At 69.8% G+C, this 20,735-nt stretch carries 18 protein-coding genes and 5 pseudogenes; 9 read left to right on the top strand and 14 right to left on the bottom strand.

The window, feature by feature from the left end; all coding sequences use genetic code 11:
- Positions 1 to 586: 586 nt before the first annotated feature.
- From IG78_RS0121090 to IG78_RS0121075, 3 genes are all read right to left on the bottom strand, one after another.
- The gene (locus IG78_RS0121090) at positions 587 to 916 is read right to left on the bottom strand and encodes a hypothetical protein (RefSeq protein ID WP_030565519.1); all 330 of its coding nucleotides are present in this window, start codon (positions 914 to 916) and stop codon (positions 587 to 589) included.
- A 26-nt stretch (positions 917 to 942) separates the two neighbouring features.
- Entirely contained in the window at positions 943 to 1,497 is a 555-nt protein-coding gene (locus tag IG78_RS49305; RefSeq protein ID WP_157855834.1) for a hypothetical protein, read from the bottom strand.
- A 331-nt stretch (positions 1,498 to 1,828) separates the two neighbouring features.
- Positions 1,829 to 2,305 carry a DUF1453 family protein gene (locus tag IG78_RS0121075; RefSeq protein WP_030565513.1) on the bottom strand — a complete coding sequence of 159 codons (477 nt, stop codon included), beginning with the start codon at positions 2,303 to 2,305 and terminating at the stop codon, positions 1,829 to 1,831.
- Positions 2,306 to 2,341: 36 nt separating this feature from the next.
- Between IG78_RS0121075 and IG78_RS0121070 the strand changes: the two are divergent.
- Positions 2,342 to 2,683, top strand: a pseudogene (locus IG78_RS0121070) (TetR family transcriptional regulator C-terminal domain-containing protein); the annotation flags it as partial.
- Positions 2,684 to 3,202: 519 nt separating this feature from the next.
- Positions 3,203 to 3,535: pseudogene (locus IG78_RS51450) on the top strand (DNA glycosylase AlkZ-like family protein); the annotation flags it as partial.
- Positions 3,536 to 3,837: 302 nt separating this feature from the next.
- On the opposite strand, the gene IG78_RS0121055 reads toward IG78_RS51450, so the two are convergent.
- The 6 genes from IG78_RS0121055 to IG78_RS46055 form a co-directional block, all read right to left on the bottom strand.
- Positions 3,838 to 4,824, bottom strand: coding sequence for an NAD-dependent epimerase/dehydratase family protein (locus IG78_RS0121055; RefSeq protein WP_030565506.1), 987 nt, complete (start codon positions 4,822 to 4,824; stop codon positions 3,838 to 3,840).
- Positions 4,825 to 4,938: 114 nt separating this feature from the next.
- The gene (locus IG78_RS0121050) at positions 4,939 to 5,595 is read right to left on the bottom strand and encodes a hypothetical protein (RefSeq protein WP_030565504.1); all 657 of its coding nucleotides are present in this window, start codon (positions 5,593 to 5,595) and stop codon (positions 4,939 to 4,941) included.
- Positions 5,592 to 5,741, bottom strand: a complete 150-nt coding sequence (locus IG78_RS49300; RefSeq protein ID WP_157855833.1) for a hypothetical protein — start codon at positions 5,739 to 5,741, stop codon at positions 5,592 to 5,594. Before IG78_RS49300 ends, IG78_RS0121050 begins: the two co-directional genes overlap by 4 nt.
- A 47-nt stretch (positions 5,742 to 5,788) precedes the next feature.
- Positions 5,789 to 10,066: a CHAT domain-containing protein gene (locus IG78_RS0121040; RefSeq protein ID WP_030565501.1), complete on the bottom strand. Its 4,278-nt coding sequence runs from the start codon at positions 10,064 to 10,066 to the stop codon at positions 5,789 to 5,791.
- A gap of 12 nt (positions 10,067 to 10,078) precedes the next feature.
- Positions 10,079 to 10,990: a hypothetical protein gene (locus IG78_RS0121035; RefSeq protein ID WP_157855832.1), complete on the bottom strand. Its 912-nt coding sequence runs from the start codon at positions 10,988 to 10,990 to the stop codon at positions 10,079 to 10,081.
- Positions 10,991 to 11,265: 275 nt separating this feature from the next.
- Entirely contained in the window at positions 11,266 to 11,436 is a 171-nt protein-coding gene (locus IG78_RS46055) for a hypothetical protein (RefSeq protein WP_225882141.1), read from the bottom strand.
- Between the two features lie 131 nt (positions 11,437 to 11,567).
- Here IG78_RS46055 and IG78_RS0121025 point away from each other — a divergent pair, with 131 nt between their 5' ends.
- Complete coding sequence (locus IG78_RS0121025) at positions 11,568 to 11,852, top strand: hypothetical protein (RefSeq protein WP_030565497.1); 285 nt, start codon at positions 11,568 to 11,570, stop codon at positions 11,850 to 11,852.
- Positions 11,853 to 12,021: 169 nt separating this feature from the next.
- Here IG78_RS0121025 and IG78_RS49295 read toward each other — a convergent pair whose 3' ends face one another.
- Positions 12,022 to 12,270: a hypothetical protein gene (locus IG78_RS49295; protein WP_157855831.1), complete on the bottom strand. Its 249-nt coding sequence runs from the start codon at positions 12,268 to 12,270 to the stop codon at positions 12,022 to 12,024.
- On the bottom strand, positions 12,249 to 12,386 hold the full coding sequence (locus IG78_RS49290) for a hypothetical protein (RefSeq protein ID WP_157855830.1): 138 nt from the start codon (positions 12,384 to 12,386) through the stop codon (positions 12,249 to 12,251). Before IG78_RS49290 ends, IG78_RS49295 begins: the two co-directional genes overlap by 22 nt.
- 580 nt (positions 12,387 to 12,966) lie before the next feature.
- Between IG78_RS49290 and IG78_RS51445 the strand changes: the two are divergent.
- Positions 12,967 to 13,428: pseudogene (locus IG78_RS51445) on the top strand (telomere-associated protein Tap); the annotation flags it as partial.
- Between the two features lie 431 nt (positions 13,429 to 13,859).
- On the opposite strand, the gene IG78_RS0121005 reads toward IG78_RS51445, so the two are convergent.
- Positions 13,860 to 14,387: a DapH/DapD/GlmU-related protein gene (locus IG78_RS0121005; protein WP_030565495.1), complete on the bottom strand. Its 528-nt coding sequence runs from the start codon at positions 14,385 to 14,387 to the stop codon at positions 13,860 to 13,862.
- 114 nt (positions 14,388 to 14,501) lie between these two features.
- Between IG78_RS0121005 and IG78_RS46045 the strand changes: the two are divergent.
- The 4 genes and pseudogenes from IG78_RS46045 to IG78_RS0120985 all read left to right on the top strand — a co-directional run.
- Positions 14,502 to 14,627: pseudogene (locus IG78_RS46045) on the top strand (LysR family transcriptional regulator); the annotation flags it as partial.
- A 199-nt stretch (positions 14,628 to 14,826) separates the two neighbouring features.
- Positions 14,827 to 15,015, top strand: a complete 189-nt coding sequence (locus IG78_RS0120995) for a hypothetical protein (protein ID WP_157855829.1) — start codon at positions 14,827 to 14,829, stop codon at positions 15,013 to 15,015.
- A 187-nt stretch (positions 15,016 to 15,202) separates the two neighbouring features.
- Positions 15,203 to 17,398: a DnaB-like helicase C-terminal domain-containing protein gene (locus IG78_RS0120990; protein WP_225882140.1), complete on the top strand. Its 2,196-nt coding sequence runs from the start codon at positions 15,203 to 15,205 to the stop codon at positions 17,396 to 17,398.
- Positions 17,398 to 17,970 carry a hypothetical protein gene (locus IG78_RS0120985; RefSeq protein WP_030565490.1) on the top strand — a complete coding sequence of 191 codons (573 nt, stop codon included), beginning with the start codon at positions 17,398 to 17,400 and terminating at the stop codon, positions 17,968 to 17,970. Before IG78_RS0120990 ends, IG78_RS0120985 begins: the two co-directional genes overlap by 1 nt.
- Positions 17,971 to 18,244: 274 nt before the next feature.
- On the opposite strand, the gene IG78_RS0120980 is transcribed toward IG78_RS0120985, so the two are convergent.
- Positions 18,245 to 19,195 carry an NADP-dependent oxidoreductase gene (locus tag IG78_RS0120980; protein ID WP_030565488.1) on the bottom strand — a complete coding sequence of 317 codons (951 nt, stop codon included), beginning with the start codon at positions 19,193 to 19,195 and terminating at the stop codon, positions 18,245 to 18,247.
- An 83-nt stretch (positions 19,196 to 19,278) separates the two neighbouring features.
- On the opposite strand from IG78_RS0120980, the gene IG78_RS0120975 reads away from it, so the two are divergent.
- Complete coding sequence (locus tag IG78_RS0120975; RefSeq protein WP_030565487.1) at positions 19,279 to 19,851, top strand: TetR/AcrR family transcriptional regulator; 573 nt, start codon at positions 19,279 to 19,281, stop codon at positions 19,849 to 19,851.
- 327 nt (positions 19,852 to 20,178) lie between these two features.
- On the opposite strand, the pseudogene IG78_RS48210 reads toward IG78_RS0120975, so the two are convergent.
- A pseudogene (locus IG78_RS48210) lies at positions 20,179 to 20,334 on the bottom strand (transposase); the annotation flags it as partial.
- Positions 20,335 to 20,735 lie beyond the last annotated feature (401 nt).

Below are 20,735 nucleotides of genomic sequence, written 5' to 3'. Positions count from 1 at the left end.
AGGCGATGAGGGTGTCGATCCGAGCGAGGCCCCCACAGGCCCGGCTTGGCGATGCGCATCCCGGTGGTCTGGTCGGCTGTCGGCGCGAGCGCGCCGGCCCCTGGCGGGCGGGGAGCCTCGTTCGTGGACCGCACTGTCAGGCGGGGCGCGAGATTTACCCAAAGGCACGCCGACCAGCCGACGTTGCGAGGGGCGTGGCTGCGGCACTGGCAGCGGTCGTCGTCGACGATCAGGACGGCATCACGGACTCCGAGGCGTTCGATGACGTAGTCACACATATCCTCCAGGACCTCGTCGGCGTCCCTTGATCCGGTTCAGCAGCCGGTGGGGCTGAACCAGTGCACGAATCGCTCACCGTGGCCAGTGTCAATGGGAAGACAGTCTTCCAAAGGAAGACATGCAGCTCGGCGGGAACCTCCCCGTTGCAGTCGACCTCGCGACCGGCGCCCGCACGTTCATCTCCTGAAATGAGGCCGACGACTTCACGGAACGCGACCTCATGTAGGACCTTCACAGGATAATTGAGAGACGGAAGTGGGGTTGGTCAGACACTTTCTGACCAACCCCACCGCAATAGTGGGTGAACCTACCGGCCCAAAAGCCGGGGATCGACACCACCTTGACGAATGTTGACCTCCGCTACACCACGATCCGCACTTCCCCCAGCGGACTGGAGGGCCTGGCGTGTCACGGCGACAGCGATGTCCGCTGCTTCGCCGGGCGTCTCGGCCGAGACCTGCACGGTGGCGCCGACAGAGAAGAAGGCGCCGGTCGGACTATTGGACGTCGCGGTCGGCACGATCTCGTACTGCGGTTCCTTTTCCATCGCGTCGACCATCCCTTCCCGGAGCCGTGCCCACTCCTCGTCGGTGACGTCCAGCAGTAGCTGCACGTCGACTTCCCAGTCACTGGCCATTGCGGGGCACCCTCATCCGAATCTGTCTACCTGGGCTTGACGTCAGCCGGCTTGCTGACAACCTGCGTCTTCGTACCCGTGATGGGTGAGACGATCTGTGCGGTGCTCTGACCCCAGAACCGCGCACTGTACTTCACCTTCTTGCCGTGGGGGACAGGGGCGTAGAACGTCGTCTTGCCGCCACCGGTCCTCACCGTCCGGGTTTCCTTCGCGGTCGCGGCGACAGACGGCCGCGGCGCACCGGCACGCATCAGCTTGGACGTGACCTTCAACTGGACTGAGGGGATGTTGCCGTAACACTGGGCGCGGGTCTTATAGATGACGCTCTTGCCCTTCTTTGACCAGTGGGGGGCGTCCGCCGTGATATTGCAGTACGCGCGAATCGTTCTCTTGCGCGCATCTGCGCTCGGCGCGTCTAGCGTGATCCTCGTAGTTCCCTCCGGCTTCGGCGTGACGTCGGTGTCCGACGCGCTCGCCGAGTTCGTGGGAACTTCTACCGTACCGGCGGGGGCGGGTCCGCTGTCTGCCTGTACCGCAGGAGCAAGAGCCAGCGTCGGGCCGACACCGACGCAAAGCGCCATAAGCACTACTCTGCCGCGTATACCACTGTTATTCAACTTTGAAATACCCTTTCATACTTAATGAGCCTCAGGATCATATGCGAACTCGGACAGTGCCCCCGCGGCCAGGGTCTCCATGTAGATCGCCAAGCTGCGCAGTATGGATGCCTTGGACTTTTCCCGGGTAGCCGTCGACGGCTCGCACATCACATCCGGGCGTTGAGTCGATGACTCACACATCCGCGGGTTGAAGGGCTCCGGCCTCGGCGTCAACGCTGGGTCGTGGAGCGCGTGTTCGCCCGCCTGCACTGGTTCCACTCCGGCTTGTACGGGCACGGGGCACGGCCAGGAGTCAGCGGGTTCGTGCCGGGGCGAAGGGGATGCCCGACGTCATGCCGCGGTGGCCGATCATGAGGGCTTCACCGAGGAAGCTCACGCCGATGGCGAGCTGGAGGGGGCGTGCGTTCTCGTGCATGCCCATCTTCACCGCCAGGACATTGAAGCCGGCCGCGATCGCCAGGGTGGCGATCAGGGCGAGGAAGGTGCGGCCGGTGTATCGCTGCCACAGGACACCTCCCTTGTCGACGAGCTGAACGGTGGCGCCGCGCAGTGCACCGAGTGCCGCGCCGAAGACGGCACCGGTGATGACCCAGGTGATGTCGGTGGCGGTCAGGTCCGTCTTCTTGATGAGGGACCAGAGGCCGATCGCGGTCAGGACCGCCGGGGCCGCGAAGAGCTCCCGTGCGTTGACCGGTTCACCGATCATCCGTTTGATCACGACCGCGATCACGACCGCCGCGATGATCGCGGCGAGCAGCCAGGGGTTCACGCGGATACCAGCCGCACCGACCGCCGGGCCGCAACGCAAGAGCTCCTGGCCGAACTCCTCCCCCTGGACAAGGCCCGCCGTCAGGAGTCCGCACTCTGGCTCGCCTTCACCACCGCCGCACACACCCGCCCCGAACTGCGGCCCTGCGCCGCCGAAATGCAGGCCGACCTGCACACCCTGATCGCACGCGTGCTGCACGAGGCACGGTGCGCCGGCGGGCTGCCAGGCGACATGGACGTCGAACTGGAAAGCACGCGACTGGCCGCCCTCCTCGACGGACTCAATCTCCAGGCAACACTGCTGCCGGACCGCTATCCGCCGAAGCTGCTCCGGCAGGTACTGCGACGGCACCTGGACGCCCTCAGAGCCGGCGGCTGACTCGGGCCGACGCGTTCAGCGCGCCGCACGTCCGGAGCCACGGAAACGCTCCGCCCATGGGCCCGTCACGCGACTCATCGGACACGCCCTGGCAGTTGCACCCATCGAGGAGATCGCCGCGGCCACCGAGATCGCCGCGGCCACCGAGAAGGCCATCGCGGAACGCGGTATCGAAGGCCTGACCCAAGGGCGCCGCCGCCCTGATCGGCCTGCACGCCACCGACCCGGCCACCGTGTTCCTGCCCGCCGCCGCCCGCGTCGCCGAGCCGGACACCGCCGCGGTGGAGCGTGCGCTGTACGAGGACCAGACACTGACACGGATGCGGTGCATGCGCCGCACCATATTCGCCCCGCCCACCGCACTCGCTCCCGAGATTCAGGCCGCCATCGGCAAGGACCCCTACACGGACCGGGGCAAGGCTCTGGCCGAACCCCTGCCCGAACTACCAGGGACCGAGGCGAAAGCGGCCCTGGCCCGAAACTACCTCGCAGCCTTCGGGCCCCGTCACCGAGGCCGACCTGAAGTGGTGGACCGGCTGGGCGCTGACCGCCACCCGCAAGGCGATCGCCGCAACCGGCGCCGAAGCTGTCGACCTCGACGAAGGCACCGGCTGCCTCCTGCCCCAGGACATCCAGCCGACCGCCGAACCCGAACCCTGGGTGCCCCTGCTGCCCAGCCTGGATCCCACCCCCATGGGCCAGCGCCACCGCGACTGGTACCTCGCTCCCGACGACGCTCCCGCGCTCTTCGACCGCAACGGCAACGCCGGTCCCACCATCTGGGCCGACGGCCGCATCATCGGCGCCTGGGCCCAAGCCCCCGACGGCAGCATCAACCGCCATCTGTTCACCGACCCCGGCCGGGACGCCCGCAACGCTCTCGACCGCGAGGCCACCCGCACGATGACCTTCCTCGACGGCACCCGGGTCACCCCCCTGCTACCGCACCCCCCTGGAGCGCCAACTCGCCACGTACGCCGACGGAGAAGCTCCCGCAGGGGCTCCCTCGTAGATCCGCTGCCTTCCGGAGCCAAGACCAACCCGGGACCGGGATCGGGATCGGGGCCTGGGTCGGGATGGGGGCCTCACTCACTCTCCGCAGAGCCCAGCCCCTCCTGCAGGCTGCTCCCGCACGGGCCCCGCGGCGCCTCGCCTCACCCCAGTGCGCCCAGGAGCTGGCGTTCGCGTTCCATGCTCAGGCCGGCCCGGCGGGGCCGGTCCAGACCCGCGTCCCGCTCCCAGCGCAGGGTCTGCTCCAGCAGCTCGGCCAGGGGACGGTGCCGCAGGCCGACCGCGGCCGCCGCAGCGCCGTCACGGGCGCTGAAGCCGGCCCAGTCGGGGTCGGCCACCCACAACGCGAGCGACTCCGGGCCCATGGCCTGCACCACATCCTGCCCGAGCAGCCAGTCGTCGTCCGCTTCCACCACCGGTCCGGTGTGCCCGCCGATCTCCCGCGACAGTGCGACCCACTCCCCGAAGGGCACGATCGGGCCGACCGCGTTGTACGTTCCGGTCGTCCCCTTCTCCGCACAGTGGAGCAGCCAGGCCGTGAGGTCTCGCGCGTCGATCACCTGCGTCGGACTGCCCGGGGAGGCCGGCACCAGCAGCGGGGCCAGCGGCTCGCGGGCCGCGCGGGCGACCCAGTACCCGGACCGGTCGCTGTGGTCGCCGGGGCCGCCGATCAACCCCGCCCGCGCGATGAGGAGCCGGTCACCCACCGCGGCCGCCGCAGCCTTTTCGCAGGCCACCTTGGCCTGCCCGAACTCGTCGTGACCGACGGTGTCCCGCTCGGCCGCCGGGAGCAGTCGCGCCGACTCGTCCGCGTTCAACTGGGCATGTGAGGCATACGCGCTGACCGACGAGATGTACGTCCAGTGGCCCGCGCGCTCGCCGAGCGCCGCCAGCGCCGCGCGGACGAAGCCTGGTTGCCAGGACACCTCGATGACGGCGTCCCAGTCCCGACCCGCCAGGCTCTCGTACGCCGACGGCTCGTTCCTGTCGGCGACGACCAGCACCGCGCCCTCGGCCGCCTCGCCGCTCTCCCCGCGGGCCAGACAGGTCACCTGATGCCCATGTTCCAGTGCCTGCCGCGAGAACTCGCGGCCCACCCACGCCGTTCCCCCCAGCACCAAGATCTTCATCCGCTCACTCAACATGAACGGTGAGCCCGCGCACCCCTGTTCTGCCGAGGGCATAGCCGCCCCCGACGGCCGCCATACCGGCCGGTGTCCCCAGGCCGGTCCGTCATCGCGGTGTCACCCACCCTCCCCGGTGACGGTGAGGAACGCCACCGAGCCGACCGCGACCAGGGCGACTCCGAGCAGGCACCAGTAACGCGCCGCGCGGAGGGACGACTGGATTTGGTAGACGTGCGCCGTGGCGAGCAGCCAGCGCACAAGGGGGTCGGTTCTGGCGATGTTGGCGTGCACTCGGTGCAGGTTGTCCCGCCACTGGTCGCGGCGCTGCGGGTCGTCCTCCGCGAGCGCCGCACGGTGGATACTCACCGCGATCCGCCGGTGGCGCAGCAGGTCGTCGATGCTGGTGGCCGCGGAGCCGAAGTAGCAGGCCGGTTCCGCGTCGATCGCCTCGCGCAGGCCGCGCAGTGCCGGAGTCCTGAGCGTGGCCGTCGTGGTGACAGGGGGCTCCAGGACCCGGCCTACGTGCCAGATGGCGGTGATGACCCCCGTCAGGGCGACAAGCAGCGCACCGCCCGCGATGCACGCCTCGCCGATCCCGTGGAGGCGACCGGCCGCAACGAGCGGGCCGCCGCCCAACAGGGCGGCACCGACAGCCCCGTAAGCGGCGATCATCCACCGCGCCGCGGCCCGCAGTTCGGGCACTGCCTCAAGCGGCGAGGGCAGCGCGTCGAAGGGCAGGCCGGGGCCGGCTTCGGGAGGCGTCGGGGCCGTCATTGATCGTTGTCGCCCCTGACCAGATGCCCAGGCGTGCCGCCGTCGACCTCCACGTCGAGATACGGCACCCAGTCTTCACCATCGAGGTACAGCAGCTCGCCGTCGGCGTTCATCTTGACGTCGATGTCCTTCGGTTCCTGCTCCATGACCGCAAGTATCCCCACGGGCCGTGTCACCCGTAACCACACACACATCAGCCCATCGCCGCCTCGACATGGCTGATGTGGCGCAGCACCAGGGCCACGACCTCGCGCTGCACGGGGTCGTCCAGTTGCGTGAGCAGTCCGGCTTCGCGGCTGCCGGCGACAACCTCGTTCAGGACGGCCGACATCGGCACGAGCGAGGCGTCTGCGGCGAAGTCGGCAAGGCCTTCCCGCGCTACGGACGCGCTGGCCTCGTCTCCGGCGGCGGCCGCGACGAAAGTGCCCAGAGCCAGGTTGTAGTTCAGCACCAACCGCAGCTCAGTGGGTACGGTGACCTCGTTCTCCAGTGCTTGCCGGGCTCGGCTGACCACAGCGGTGTCCAGCGGCTCCAGATCGGCGAGGACGTCCGGCCCGCGTTCGCCGTCGTAGAGCCGCCGCAGCCTTGCGGCCGGCTCCGCGAACCGGGGGTCGAGGGTCTCCAGCTCGGCGAGGCGTTTGCGCAGGTTGATGTACGCCGCGGTGTTGCCGCGGGTGGCGGCCACCAGCGCGGCGATCAGCGGCTCCCAATAAATGGACCACACGGCTTCCGCCAGCGCCGAGCCGGCGGACGGCTGCTCAACCTGCTGGCGCGCTTCCTCGATCACGCTCTCCAGCAGGCCGCTCAGCGTGGCCGGGCCGGGTGCGAGCTGACGCAGTACGGGGAGCAGGTCCACCCCGGGGACCTGGCCGACGCGTTCGCACAGCGCCTCCGGGCTGCCGGGCAGTTCGAGTTCCGGCCCGAACTCGTACAGATCACCGGCTATCGCGATCCCGGCATCGCTGGTGACGCCGCCGGTCAGCCTGCCCAGGAGCACGGCCGCCAGGTGATGGGCCACCGCCGCTGTGCCGTCCCGGGCGTGGACCTTCAGATAGGTGCCGATATTGACGTGGCCGATCGCGATGGTGTGGGGAACCTGTGCCCGATAGGCGTAGCGCAGGCAGTCCCGGGCCCGGTCGATCGCCACGTCCCCGTGCCCGCGGGCGTCCTCGATGTTTCCCAGGGCGCCGAATACGTCGGCGAGCACAAAGGGGTCGCCGAGGCGCTCGGCGATCTGCCGGCTCGCGTCCACGAGGGAGAGCGCCGCGTCGGTGCGCCCCAGTTCGAGCAGCGGCATATAGGCGCCGTGGCGGGCCTGGACGAGGTCGGTGAGGGGGGCGCCGCGGGCTTCCTTGGAGGCGCACAGCTCCGCGTTGTACGTCAGCGCCTGCTCCCAGCGGCCGACACGGACAGCCGCCCGCTGGGCGGTGTCGAGGAGTTCCTCCCACACCGCCCACCACGAAGCACTCTCCGCGTCCCTCGATCCCCGCGGTAGCGGCCTCATCCGCTCAATCAGATCGGCGGCCTCGGTGAGCGCCTGTTCCACGTGCTGGGAGTTGGCCAGCACATGGACCCGGTTCACTTCGCTGCGACATCTTTCCCAACCGCCGAAGCCCGCCCGCCGCACGTACTGGATCTGCTCCTCGGCCAGCGCGAGCGCGTCCTGGATGCGCCCCGCCCGGACGGCGGACTCGATCAGGCGGCCCGTCGCGCCCGCCGCCACCTCGTAGTCCTTTGCGGCCCGCGCCCTTTCGAGCGTCCTGCGGGTCTGTGCGGCGGCCTGCTCGGGGTTGATCAGCCGCATGACCCTCGTGTGCGCGGCGGAGAGGCGTTGCCCGCCGCCGCCCGTGAGGTGCTGCACGGCCAGCCGTCGCATCAGGGGCGCCACCCGTGCGGCCACCGGCCTCGTGGCGTCGCGCAGCAGCACCGCTTCCAGCAGTCCTTCGGCCACCTCCGGGTTGCCGTCCCGGGCCAGGTACGGCACCGCCGACATGCCGGCCCGCGCGATCAGCGGCCCGGTCAGGTGCGCTCCGTCCGTATCGGTGCCCTCCCGGGTCCAGGCCATCTCGAACACCGTCACCCAGTAGCCGGCCATCCGGGTGTCGACCATCGCGCGAAAGTCGCCGCCGGCGAGTTCGCGGCCCGCGCCGGCGATCACGTGGTGGATCTCCAGGGACACGTCGCCGGTCCGGCCCCGCAGCGTCAGCAGCCCTTGGTCCACCGCCGTCAGCAGACTCACGTCCACGGGTGTCCCGCCGTGACCGAGCCGGGAGCGCAGGTCCGGCCAGTTCTGTTCCACGGTCGGCAGGGTACGGTCCGCTTCCTCCAGGCAGCACAGGAAGTAGAAGAGATCGCGGACTTCCGGGGGCAGGCAGCCGACGACGGTCCCGGTCCAGACACGCATGTTCTGCAGGTGATCGACGTCGCCCACGGTGGCCTGCCCGGCGCTGAGGACACCCGTACGGGCATCCTCACCCCTGTTGTGCGCCCGTCGGACAGATGAGGCCGGCTCGGCGAGCCGGCCGGGATCGGCGCACAGGCCGTCGGCCAGCTCCAGCAGGAGGGGATGTCCGCCGGCCGCTGCCAGAAGCGTCCCGGCCAGTCGGCGCGCCTCGCCGGGCCGGTCGGTGATGCCGGGCACGCCAACGCTCGCCAGTTGGGCGAGCCGGGGCAGTTCCGTCAGCAGCAGCAAGCACTCGTCGTGGGTGAGCGGTCCCACGGGGACGGTGAGCAGGCCGCTCGGGTACGTACGCGGCACCGTGCGGCCGGACAGGATCAGCCGGGTGCGGCCGCTGTGCCCTGCCAGAGCGTGCAGCAGGTCCTTCCAGCGCCCGTCCCGCCAGTCGCGGTCCGCTGTGAGCAAGTGGTCGATGCCGTCGATGACGAGCAGCAGCCGGCGGCGCTCGGTGCGGGCGCGCAGTTGTGTCAGCAGTTCCCCGAAGCGGCCGGGACCCGCCGGTAGTTCGGCGCGGTCCAGCTCGGGCACAGCCTGCTCGATGGCCGCGACGAGTTCGGTGAGGGCGCCGCCCGGGTCCGGCCGCGGGGCGGTCTCGGCCGCTGCCCGGAACCAGATGACCTTCTCAAAGGCATGCTCGTGCGTGGCCGCGAGCTCCGCGGCGCAGGCGGTCTTGCCCACCCCGGGCATGCCCTGCAGGAGCACTCCGCGCAGTGCGCTGTCCGGCGACAGGGCCGCACCGGCCCTCGCCATGGTCATGACCCGGCCGACGAAGCGTTCCGGCACCGGCAGCGTTCCTGCCGCCGTCTCCGCCGCCTGTGCCTCGACTGACGCAGGCGCGGGCATGGTCAGCTCCAGCGCCCGCGCACCGGACAGGGTCGCAGTCCCCGCCTGCAGGGCCAACTGCGGCACGGGCTCGTCAGGCTGCGACAGCTCCTTGACGGTGCCGGCCAGGGCGCGTGGCAGCGGCTGCCCGTCGAGAATCAGCTTGCTGTAGACCCGCTCGGCCAGCGCCGCCGCGAAGTCGTCGGCCACCGGGTAGCGCATGGCCAGCACCGCGCACTCCAGTTGCTCGGCGATCATGTTCGCGAGCGGGCCGGCCGGGCCGGGCGCGGGTTCCTGCTCCGCGTCCTTCGCCGTCGGCTCCGCGTCGTGCTGATCGGAGAGGCTGAGCAGCCGCCGCCGCTGCCGTACGGCCCGCCCCGCGGACCAGCAAGCCGACAGCGTGACCAGCTTGACGCCCCGCGCCATGCTGAGCAGGTCTGTCACCTCGTCCGCAGCAACCCGGTCGGCCAGCCCGGAATCAGTTTCCAGGAGGAGTTCACCGGGCGTGCCGTGGCCGGAGACATGGATCACGTCCCAGCCCTCGGGTCGCGCCAGTACGGCCTTGAGGCGCTCGCGGGTCACCCCGTACTGCAGGCAGTGGATCTCGACACCCCGGCCCGCCCGGGCCGCCTCGGTGAACCGCCGCTCCAGGCGCCGCCGTTCACGGCGCAGATTCAGCGCCCGGCTGTCTTCCGGCAGGCTGAACAGGGCCAGGATCCGCACCGGTTGACCAGTGCGCGGCATTGGTCCGCCGTCCGGTGGCCGGGTGTCGGGCCCGCACTGCGTCACCAGGGTGACGTCCTGCAGGGCCAGCGGCTGCTCCTGCGCATGGGCCAGCTCCAGCGGCAGGGACAGGAGCCGGCGCGCCGGTTCTCCAGCGTCCGCCGGTACCACCACCCGCACCGCGCAGGGAGCCGCCGCCCGCAGCGCGTCGGCCACGGGGCCAAGGACCTGTTCGCCGAGCCAGCCGCCCACCTCGTGGACGATCTCTGCCTCCCGGACGTCGCGCAGGTCGGGAGGCGTATGCCGCCACAGGTATCCCAGGAGGTCGACTGCGGCCTCGTACTGCGCACTGGCCAGGTTCAGACGTACGTCGTGGTGGGCCAGTACCCGGTCGTCGGGCCCGGTCAGCCGCCACAGCCACCGGTCCGCTCCCGTCATCTCCCGCGCCTCGAGTCGCAATACGATCACAACCGTTCCCCCTCACCCGTACGGCGGCCGGCGGCGGGAACGCCGGAATCCGAAACGGGGTGACCGGCGGCCGGTGCCCCCTCCCGGGTAGGCCTTCGCGAATTGCCGGGCGTGACCGGGGTAGGCCGTGCACAGCATGTTCACCGTCTGGTCGAGCTGGGGGCGGAGGTCGGCGGGCGTACCTGCGGGCATCATCGCGACGAGCTTCGCGGCCAGGTCGAGCACCATCACCGCCCGGTCCGGCTCCTCCACCATGCCCAGGCACCGCAGGTACTGGATATAGGTGTTGGCCAGTTCCCACAGGGTCAGCGGGTCGAGGGGGTCGATCAGGCCCTGCCGGATCTCCACGGCGCGGGAGGCCGACAGGGTGGGGACCATCGGGTCGGCGCCGCCCCGGCGCCGTACGGCATCGAGCAGCCGGGTCATTTCGGCGATGGACAGATTGTGATGCACGGTCCCCAGCGCCCGCCGCGTCCGTGGACCGGCCTCGACGCTGTGCCCGGCCTCACGGGCCTCCTCGAGAACACGGATGCGCTCGTCCAGGCCGCCTGCCTCGGCGAGGATCTCGGCGAGGTCGGTGCGGGCCACGAGCAGTTCCGCCAGCGCCTCGTCGACTGCGGGCGAACGTTCATCGGCATCCCAGTCCAGCGTCTTTCTGAAGACAGAGTCGAACTCCGATGCCGCCTGGCGCCCCGCCTCAACCGCACCGGCGGCGTTGCCCGCCGCGGTCAGCGCCATTGACCAGCGCCACAGTGCGCGAGCCAGCCCGCGGGACGTTTCGAGGTCCGCGTGGTCCCGCAAGGCCCTGCGGTATTTGCCCACCAGAGCCTGCCACTGTCCCGGCGCAGCGCTCTTTCGCGCGGAATCGAACTGCGCCTGGCGAAGCTGCTCGTATTCACGCGCCAGCCGTTGTTGGCAGCTCATGGCGCTCCTTCCAGCCGGAACCGATCGGTCGAACTTGCTCTGCGTCGCGTGCCCCGCGCAGGTGTGGATCCCGGTACCGGACCACTCCTTGCCCGTGGTGCACGACACTGCCCACAACAGCCCGATAGATCAAGGGAGTTGGCGATGGCCGCTGCCCGGCTCAGCGCGGACTGCTGCCGCACCTCGGAGGGGGTGGATCTGTTGTCGCAGCCAAGCGGATCCCGAGGGCCCTGCGGTGAGTCGCCAGGAGGCCCTTGTCAGTGCGGCGCGGCAGCTCAGCCGGGGCCGCTGTGGTGCCGGTCGGCCAGGGTGGTGATTCCTGCCGTGGCCGCAGTGGCGAGGTCGGTGATCATGGCGTCGTCGACGGGCAGGTTGATGATGTACAGGGCAGATGCCAGGCTGCCGAGCACGGGCTCAGCACACGTGTCGGGTGTGGACCAGACCATCCTCATCCACTCCGGTAATAACTGATCGTCAGAATGCGACCTGACCTCTCGGCTGAGACGGCGCCCAGTGGTGCAACGGAACTGGTAGGTCTGGTTGTGCGCTGGCTCGACAGGACTCTGAGGGGAGAACCTTGTCGGACTTGAGCTTCCCGCCGACGCGGGTGGTCGGACGCGGGGCGGCCTGGTACCGCGGGGACTGTCATGTCTACTCGGTTCGCCCGGACGGGGAACTCACGCCGCATTGGCTCGCGCTCGGCATCAAGCCCGGCGAGGTCATCGACTGGCACCACCAGGTCAGGGGCGGGTTGATCGATCAGTGCCTGGACCAGGTCCATCGAGTCGGAGGGCTGTGCGTGGCCGCGCACCCGCATGCGCCCTACCCGTCGGGCGAACGCCGGCAGGGCGTGGCCGAATAGGACGCCAGGTCGTCCAGGGCCTCGGTACGTGCCTGCGCGGGCAGGTCGAGCAAGTGCTCTCGGGGAACATGCGCTCGTCGTGGAGGCCCTGGACCGCCGCCGGGAGCGGTAGCCACCGTCAGCCGGATCAAGTCCGCATCGTAGAATGCAACACAGAATGGAAGCGACTCTAAGACGGTGCTGAGGACGGTGGCGTCCAGCCCGGCGGTGCCGGCTCGATGAGTTCGACTTCATCGTCCAGGTAGACCTCGCCGCCGGCCTGCGGGAAGTCTACGAGGAGTTCGTCGGTGGACATACGTGCCACGACCGTGCCCACCGGGTCATCGGGGTGGTCGGTAGCCTCTCGTGGCGTCACCTTGTCTCCCGGCGTGTAGCGCCGGTGAGGGGTGGAGTCGGTCAGCCGCTCTGTGCCAGACATGAGTCGCGTCCCTTCGGGCCCCGCTGGCCCTTGGTCCAGTAGGCGGTGATGATGCCCTTCTGGCCCATGTTCCGCCCGTGGAACTTATAGTCGGCGAAGTCGACGTACACACACATGGTGCGCTTACTCGTCCCGCTCCGGTAGGGGTAGCAGTACAGCGTGTAGTACCGGCTGAGCCCTTTGCAGATCCCATTGTTGAAGGCGCCCTGCCACCTCTTCTTGGCCGCTCGCGTGTACGGGTGGCTGGGCTTGTGGTGGTGCTTTACCGCCCTGCTTGATGTGGGCGCGCCCGAATTTCGCGTTGCCTGCCCGCAGGATGGGATTCTCACCGCTGGGTGAAGCCAGCGTATAGAAGCTCTTGTCCACGATCTTGGCCGCGCCGCTGCCGTCTTTGATCGGTCCGGGACTGGCCACGGCAGCAGGAGTAACGGTGGCACAGGCCGCTATCGCTGCTGTCGCGACAACGGCTTTCGGCGCTGTTTGCCACGGGAACTGCACACCAAGCTGTGCGGCTGGCTTTCCGAAGCGATCCGGAACTGGGCATTGCTGTCGAATGGGGTTGAGACGGTGCTCTCGCGCCAGCCCGCGACACGCAGGAGTGGCTGGAGACAGATGTGTCCTGACCTACCGCGTCACCGACCATATCCTGACGCTTGGTCAGCAGGACAGGGAGCCGGCCCCGGGAAAAAGCGACCACCACCTCGCTGCGCTCCCGGCACACCGGCTGCTGACGCGCCCGGCGCCATCCCCGTCTTCAAGGACCTGCCCGCCCTCACGTACGCGGCCCGGCAGAGAAGCTGTTCGAGGAGGCGTACGACTGGGCACGGCCGATGTCCGACGCCGAGTGCACCCTGTGCCACCTGGTCGGCATCGACGCCGACATGGCCTCCGGGGCGGTGCCAACGGCCTGACCGTCGGACTGGGCGCACCGACGCACGTCAAGGTTCCGAGGTTCGCCCCGAAGCTGTGCCCGGCTCGTGACTCGTCGACCTGCCCCAGGTCGACCTGTCCCGCGTGAAGGCCGACAAGGAGTGGGTGGGACTGGACGGCTCGCTGCTCGCCCCCGTTCACGCCGAACAGGGGACGCCCGCGGGTCCGGTCTGGTACGCGACGCGGACTGTGGCGTACGCGGTGGAGCCCGGCGACGAGGTGCGCCCGCAGCGGCCTGGGCTCGGACGTCACGAACACCGACCGCCTGTGACCCGACCCGGGACGTCCTCACGCCGGGAACACAGCACGGGTGTCGAGAGCGGCCCAGTTCGGTCGCAGGGAAGACGGGTGCGGGCTGAACTGCCGACGCCTGCGCCCGAGGGAGCCGCCGTTCGGGATTCACGCGGCTCTTACCAGGGGAGTACGACGCGGGCGCCGGGCACTTCAGCTCTTGGTTCTCCCGCTGGCTCATGATCGTGGCCAGCCGCATATGTCGGATGTCGCCTGAGATGCCGGTACCGGTTGATGCCTGGCCCCGTACGGGGAAGAGGGCAGCAGAGGCCGAATGCTGTCCCACTGCCTGTCGGGCAGCCGGGCATGACGAGGCATCAGAACCAGACCGTGGAGGTGCTGCATGCCCCGTCCAGCAACCCGGGGGGTCAGCCGATCGTCTTGATCACCCGGGCGGGCACACCCGCGACCGCGGTGCCGGCAGGGACATCACGAGTGACCACCGCTCCGGCAGCGACCACCGCACCGGCGCCGATAGTCACCCCCTGCGTGATCACGGCAGCCGTCCCGATCCAGACGTCGTCCTCGATGACGATCGGGGCGAAGGAGAGGTACTCGCGGCGCTCGGCCAGGGGCAGGGGATGGCCTCCGGTGATGAGACTCACCTTCGGGGCGATCATGACGCCGTTGCCGATACGAATGCCTCCCTTGTCCATGAAGGTGCATCCCTGGTTGACGAAGACGTTCTCCCCGAACGTCGTGTTCAACCCGTACTCGGTGAAGAACGGCGGGTAGATCGTCACCGACTCCGGCAGCGGGCCACCGAATACAACAGAAAGCAGTTCCGCGCGACCTGCGCTATCGCTGAACGGAAGCACGTTCAGTCGAGACGTCACATCGGTCACCTCCATGACCCGCTCCACATGACGCGCGAAATCAGGCGCCTGGACATACATAACCTGCTCTGTTCGAGTAGACATGCGCCGATCCCATCACCACGCAGAACACTCGATCAAACAACCCCGCACCACACCAGACACAACTCAAGGTTGTGAAAGTGAGGCGGAAGCGTGGATGTTGAAGCGCTGCGGACGTTCGTGACCGGCGCCGACACCGGCCAGTTCCAGGCTGCGGCCGACGAACCGGGAATCAGCCAACAGGCGGCCTCCAAGCGGATCGCGGCCCTGGAGAGGCATGAGGCTCCCCGGGCGACGGGACGGCAGTGAGAGGAAGCCGCCCGGGGCATGGGCTTGTTCATGGTGTGGCTGCGCTACTCACCCTCGCGGCTGGGTGCCGAGACATCGGCGGTGGTGTGGGGCCCGGGGACGAAGCCGGTCCGGGGTGAGCGAGAGGTGAAAGGGGGTACTGGCTGCGGTGCGCGGCCTCCCGCAGCAGATGCAGAGCAATGAACTGCTGAGGAGCGACTACCGGGGCGAGCCTCTCGACGACGCCCTGCAGCGCTTCACGGAGTCCTGCGGCAAAGCGAAGGATCTCGCGAGTGCGCTCCACGGCAGGCTGAGCACGGCCCTCTCCGCCATCGGGCACATCGCGTACAAGGACGAGCCCGGGGAGCAGGAGCGGTGACGGGTGGCTGAATCCGCCGGTTCGGCAGATGTAACCGTCTGCGAACGGTGCGGAGCGGAGGCCCGGGGGCCGGTGGTCCTGGCCTCTTTGCTGTCCGGTCCTGATCGGCTGCGGCACTCGATCCATTTCCGATGCCCTCTCGTCCGACATGGCCGCGCCCCCCGGCGCGGCGACCGCAGGAGGTGCGGTGAACAGCCAAGGCAACCAGGACCGCGGCAGCACGCCCCGCAGGCTCGCCACGCTCGGCGACGCCATCGGTTCCGTACTCACCCACGGCCCTGCCCACGGCCCCACCTTCGGGCTGCCGGGCCTGGACACCGCGGCAGGCGGTCTGCAGCGGGGCAAGCTGACACTCGTGGCAGCGCGTCCGAGTGTCGGCGGAAGCCTGCTGGGTCTGGCGGCCGCACGGAAGACCGCGCTCGTCGACCACGACATGGTCCTGTACGCGGCCTCGGGACCCAACCGTGACGACATCTTCCGCCGGATCATCTCCGCCGAGACCGGCGGCGAATATGCGCGTCTCAAGCAGGGCCGCCTTACCGAGCACGAGCAGAAAGTCGCCCACCAGCTCGTCCAGGCCGGCGACCTTTTGATGATCGATGACGGCAGTAACCTGACCGCCGAGGACATCAGGGAGACCGCCCCGCACATGGAGGGCCTGGCCCTGGTCGTCGTCGACCGCCTGCAAGCCGCCCACAGTGCCCGCCTGCCACTGTCCGGCAACCGCCTCCCGGACGCCTCCCAGATCCTGGCCACTGTCGCGCGCACGCTGCACGTACCGGTGCTCGCCATCGTGGACAGCGACGATCCCGCACTCCTGTCCCTGTTGGACGCCGACGTCACCTTGACCCTCTCGCCGACCGAAGACCCTGCCCGGGTCCAGGTGACGGTAGCGGAGCGCGACTTCGGCACGATCGGCTCGGCGTACCTGCAGCCCGACCTGCTCCACGCCCGCTTCCTCGACGCCGGCGCCGCCCCCCTCGACCGCGCCGACAGCCCGGCCGGCCCAGGGCACCCGCCGGCCACCGGCGGAACGGCGGCGCTGGAGTTGGCCGAAGCCGCCCTTCCCTACACATCCGGCGGACACCAGGGAATCCCCGCCGCCCTCACCCACGAGCTCGCGGCATGGCGGGCCGCGGTCACAGGGGGCGACCACGAATCCCTCAACGAGATCCTGCCGTCGCTGCTCCAGGCCGCCACAGCGGTAACGGAGTTGCCAGACACCCAGGAGGGGCACCGACTCGCCGCCGCGCTGCGGCCCTACGGCACCCCCGAGTCCGCCGGCATCGCCGCAAGCGCCGGCCACACCGCTGCTGCCAGTGCCCCCGCCCAGGCCCCGGCGGACAGCGGACAGGCCCCCGACGGTGCAGCGCAGGACGAGGAAGACAGTGAGGACAGGCTGGAGCCGGGGGACGAGGAGGACGAGCCCGAGGGGCACGTCTTCCCTGCGCTGAAGATCCTCAAGGACGCGGTCGGCCGCTCGAAGATGCACCCGGTCCCCGTCATCCGCAAGGAAGAGCGCGACAGCGGCCCGTGGCCACTGATCAGCGAGCACATGGACGGCGAGCCCCGCTGGGTCCACCCCGACGTCACGGCCACCCGGGTGCCCCACATCCGGGCGAACGGCAAGCGCGTGCGGCGCGACCAGCTCGAGGTGCCCGACTCGTTCGGCGAGGGCATGCTGTGCCTGATCGACCGCAACGGCAGCTTCCCCTCCGCCTGTTCAGGCGTCCCCCTCGCCCCGAACGCACTGAAGCACACCGGCCCGCTCGACGCGTACGACAAGACGAGGGCCGGCATCTATCTCATCGACATCCCTGAGTGGACCCGCACCGACATGCCGCACCCCCTGGGGCGGATCATCGACCGCCCCGACGAGGACGGCCGGGTGTGGGTCACCACCCCCCACATCAAACAGTTGGAGAAACTCGTCCGTCAGAAGCACCTCGGCGCCATGCCGGCCATCCACGACTCCTGGACCGGGAAGTACAACGAGTCCCTCTTCAAACCCTTCTACGAGGCCACCCGCAAGGCACGCACCGAGCTCGTCCAGACCGGCGGCGACCCCTACAAGGCATACAAGACCCGGCTGTCCATCGCACTGCGCCTGCTGTGGCCCAAACGCCCCTCCCAGCGCTCCCCGTTCTGGCGGCCCGACTGGCGCATGAGCATGGTCGCGGAGGCATCCGTCCGCCACTGGAGCATGGCCTTCAGGGCCGTCGAGGAAGGCCACCGCCTCCTCGCCCTGCGCAACGTCGACGCGGCCGTCTTCTGGACGCCGGAGGGCACGCCGCCGTCCACGTACCGGATCGGGACCGGCTTCGGCGAAGTCAAGGCCAAATTCGTCAGGCCCGGCGAGATGATCCCCGAGGGCGACGACTGATGGCCGGCCCCACAGGCCGCGGCAACTCCCTGGGCGCCGCTCTCAACGACCTCCTGCACGCCCAGGTCACCCCCCGCCACCGCCTGTCGTCCTACACCGCCAGGCACTGGCACACCCAGCTCAGCCAGCTCACCGCGACCCACCGCGGGCAGCAGGCCCTGCAGGGCGCCGGTCTCCACGTGAGGACCAGGACGCTGATCAACTGGCTGTCCGACGCGGAGTACAACATCCGCCGCAGCTACCTGGACCTCATCCACACCGCGTACGAGAACGTCGCCATCGTCCCCGCCGACCCGATCCCCGCCCACATCAAGCGGGGCCAGTACGAGATCAGCGGCGTCGTCAAAACCGGGGACGACGAACGTACGCGCGGCACCCCGGGCGCCGCGCCCCTGCGTATCGACGGCAGCCGGGGCCACTGGGATGAGATCGAGGAAGTCTGGCTCGCCGGCGAACTCACCGACGACGAGTTCGAGGACCACTTCATCGACGACGTCATCGTCGAGGACATCGGCGAAGGCACCGACGGCTGGGAGTTCCCCGGCGCCTCGTACTGCGTCGAAGTCCGGTAGCAGCACGCACCAGCCGCCGCACCGCCCTCCGCATCAAGGCAAACCACAGGCGCGGGCTGGCCACTCGCTACGACAAGAGGGCCACCACCTACCTGGCCGGACTCCACCTTGCCGCCATCTTCATCTGGTCAGCGAGGTGATCGAAAGGAAACGGCCTGGTACTCCAGTGTGACTGCGCGATCTTGTGGGGAACCCTGGTCGGGAACGGGTACGGCCACCGCGTGATCATCGGGGTGGCGTGGGCTCCTGTCGCCTGACCAGGCCAGCGATGCGATCACAGGACGAGCATGAGCTTGCCGCCGGGGCGGCGGGATCGGCTGAGCTTGGCCGCTTCCTGGATCTGGTCGAGGGTGTAGGTGCGGGCGACCGGTACGACCAGGATGCCTTCGCCGGCGAGCCTGGCGAACTCATTCATCTGGTCGTAGCGGATCTCGGTGGAGATCCGGACGCCCAGTTCGGCTGCGGCGGCGAAGTCCGAGACGGTGAGGACACGGTCGGGATCCCCGGTCAGCTCGATCAAGGTCGGTAGCGAGCCGCCGGCCGGGCTGGGCCGGTCGGCGCGGTCGATCCGGCCCCCGGTCGGCGTGGTGTCCAGGGCGCGGTCCACGGGGCCTGGGGTCAGTGCGCTGACGCGTTCGGCCATGCCCTCGCCGTAGGTGGTCACCTGGGCGCCGATCTCTTCCAGGGCGGCGGCCCGGGTCGGCCCGGCTGTGGCGATCACCCGGATACCCCGGTGCAGCGCGAAGCGCACCGCCGCCTCGCCCACGGTGGTGCCCGCGCCGTGGACGAGCAGCAGCTCACCCGGCTGGACGCCGAGGTCGTCGAGCGCGCGCCACGCCGTCTCGGCCGCCATCGGCAGCGCGGCGGCCTGCTCGGCGGTTACGCCCTTGGGAATGTGTGCCCAGGCCGGCATCAGCGCGTACTCGGCGGCGCCGGCCGTCGGGCCGTCGAAGGTGGCTGGGCCGAACACGCGGTCGCCGGTCTGGACGCCGGTGACGCCCTCGCCGAGCGCGTCGACGGTGCCCGCGACCTCGAGGCCGAGCCCGCGCGGCAGCGGCGGCAGATGGTCGGCGAGGAGACCGTCGACGACGTGCCAGTCGGCCGGTGTCAGGCCGCACGCCCGCACGGCGATCCGGATCTGGCCGGGTCCCGGCTCCGGCTGCGGGACGTCGCGGAGCACGATCACGTCCGGGGAACCGAACCGGTCGAATTGCAGAGCCTTCATGACGATCCCCCAACTGATGACAGCATCTGTTGTCATCGACCGTATCAGCCGATAACAGCTCCTGTTGTCGTACCCTGGTGGGCATGCCGCGATGGGAATCCGACGCACAGGGCCGGCTCGAACGCGCGGCGCTCGAGCTGTTCGAGACGCAAGGGTTCGAGCGCACCTCGGTCGCGCAGATCGCAGGCGCCGCCGGTCTGAAGGAGCGCTCCTTCTATCGCTACTTCCCCGACAAGCGGGAAGTCCTCTTCGCCGGAAACGAACTCGAGACCCACCTCGTCGCCCAGCTCGAGGCAGCCGACCCGGGCCTCACCCCGATCGAGGCGCTGCTGACCGCGCTGGGAACCGCCGAGGAGATCTTCCGCCCACGCGATTTCCTGCTGCGCCGGGCAAGAGTGATCGCCGCCAACCCGGCACTGGCCGAGCGCGATCTGATCAAGCTCGCCGACATCGCCGACGCGCTGGCACCGGCGCTCGAGCGCCGCGGCGTCGAGCCCGCCAAAGCACGCTTCATCATCGACGTGGTACTGGCGATCCACCGGCGCGCCATGCCCCGCTGGCTCGCCGAGCCGGACACCACCCTCGCTCAGCTCATGGCCCAGGCCACCGCCGAGCTGCGCGAAGTGGTCGCGCCGCCAGCTCCGACGGTCCGCTGAGGCGGCCGCAAAAGAGGAGCAGCGCCCACCGGGCCGACCGCGACCCACTCCAGCGGGATCGGCTGGGCTCCCTCATGGGCGATCAAGCCCGTCACCAATGCCGTCGCCGCGATGACCAGGCACATCGGCTTCGCGGCGGTAGCGCGCGGACCTGTCGGCTGCCGCGGGCGTCGTTCAGGACGAACAACATCCGGTGCCCGCACGGCTCGGTGGAACGCCGCCGTGTCGGTGTCCGCGCCGACGTCGGGCAGCGGCTGGCCGGCGCCCATCGCGGCCGGGAAGCCGCGTAGCGCCTCGGCCGGGGCACGCACGGCGGTGCCGCGCGTGCCCCTTCTTCGCGAAGTCCGTCTCGTCCACAATCCGCACCGCGTCGTCGGTACCGAGGTGTTCGACGGCGTAGGCGCGGACTTCGTCGCGGACGGCGTCGGCGTCCCAGCGGGCGGAGCGCAGCAGGCGCTGCATGGGCCCGGGCTGGGCGTGACCGGGGGGCCCGGACCCCCTCCCAAGCCGGGCGCGGCCAGCAACGGCGGCGACCGGTCGCGAGTGACGAGGGAACAGAGCTGATGGCGGGGAAGAGGAAGACCAACCCGACGGGGTCGACGAACAACTTGCGCGGTGACGTGCTGCGGCCGCTGCGGAACTCGGGTCGCATCGGTCGCGGGCACAGCGGGCACAGCGAGCACAGGTCTGCGTAGATCAGGTGACGAGCTGGAGCAGCAGCCGCCGGCCCACACAGTGCGTACTCCACAGGGGGCGCTGGCCTCGCGATGCGTGCTCCGTGCGCTGGTGCTTCGCGCCTGGGCTGGGTCTGGCCGATAGGCGAGCATCAAGAGGCTCGGTGTCCGCGCTTCTGCGGCACGCGGCGGGTTGGGCCGGGAGGCCGC

It is taken from the genome of Streptomyces aureocirculatus (assembly GCF_000720475.1).
Lineage (GTDB): Bacteria > Actinomycetota > Actinomycetes > Streptomycetales > Streptomycetaceae > Streptomyces > Streptomyces aureocirculatus.
The sequence above is the reverse complement of the archived record's forward strand: the minus strand, read 5'-3'. Positions and strand labels throughout refer to the sequence as shown.

Excerpts from the sequence above, each read along its gene's own strand:
- IG78_RS0121090 (WP_030565519.1), bottom strand. The coding sequence starts at position 916 with ATGGCCAGTGACTGGGAAGTCGACGTGCAGCTACTGCTGGACGTCACC.
- IG78_RS49305 (WP_157855834.1), bottom strand. The coding sequence starts at position 1,497 with ATGGCGCTTTGCGTCGGTGTCGGCCCGACGCTGGCTCTTGCTCCTGCG.
- IG78_RS0121055 (WP_030565506.1), bottom strand. The coding sequence starts at position 4,824 with ATGAAGATCTTGGTGCTGGGGGGAACGGCGTGGGTGGGCCGCGAGTTC.
- IG78_RS0121050 (WP_030565504.1), bottom strand. The coding sequence starts at position 5,595 with ATGACGGCCCCGACGCCTCCCGAAGCCGGCCCCGGCCTGCCCTTCGAC.
- IG78_RS49300 (WP_157855833.1), bottom strand. The coding sequence starts at position 5,741 with ATGGAGCAGGAACCGAAGGACATCGACGTCAAGATGAACGCCGACGGC.
- IG78_RS0121035 (WP_157855832.1), bottom strand. The coding sequence starts at position 10,990 with ATGAGCTGCCAACAACGGCTGGCGCGTGAATACGAGCAGCTTCGCCAG.
- IG78_RS46055 (WP_225882141.1), bottom strand. The coding sequence starts at position 11,436 with ATGGTCTGGTCCACACCCGACACGTGTGCTGAGCCCGTGCTCGGCAGC.
- IG78_RS49295 (WP_157855831.1), bottom strand. The coding sequence starts at position 12,270 with ATGTCTGGCACAGAGCGGCTGACCGACTCCACCCCTCACCGGCGCTAC.
- IG78_RS49290 (WP_157855830.1), bottom strand. The coding sequence starts at position 12,386 with ATGTGTGTGTACGTCGACTTCGCCGACTATAAGTTCCACGGGCGGAAC.
- IG78_RS0121005 (WP_030565495.1), bottom strand. The coding sequence starts at position 14,387 with ATGTATGTCCAGGCGCCTGATTTCGCGCGTCATGTGGAGCGGGTCATG.
- IG78_RS0120995 (WP_157855829.1), top strand. The coding sequence starts at position 14,827 with ATGCAGAGCAATGAACTGCTGAGGAGCGACTACCGGGGCGAGCCTCTC.
- IG78_RS0120985 (WP_030565490.1), top strand. The coding sequence starts at position 17,398 with ATGGCCGGCCCCACAGGCCGCGGCAACTCCCTGGGCGCCGCTCTCAAC.
- IG78_RS0120980 (WP_030565488.1), bottom strand. The coding sequence starts at position 19,195 with ATGAAGGCTCTGCAATTCGACCGGTTCGGTTCCCCGGACGTGATCGTG.
- IG78_RS0120975 (WP_030565487.1), top strand. The coding sequence starts at position 19,279 with ATGCCGCGATGGGAATCCGACGCACAGGGCCGGCTCGAACGCGCGGCG.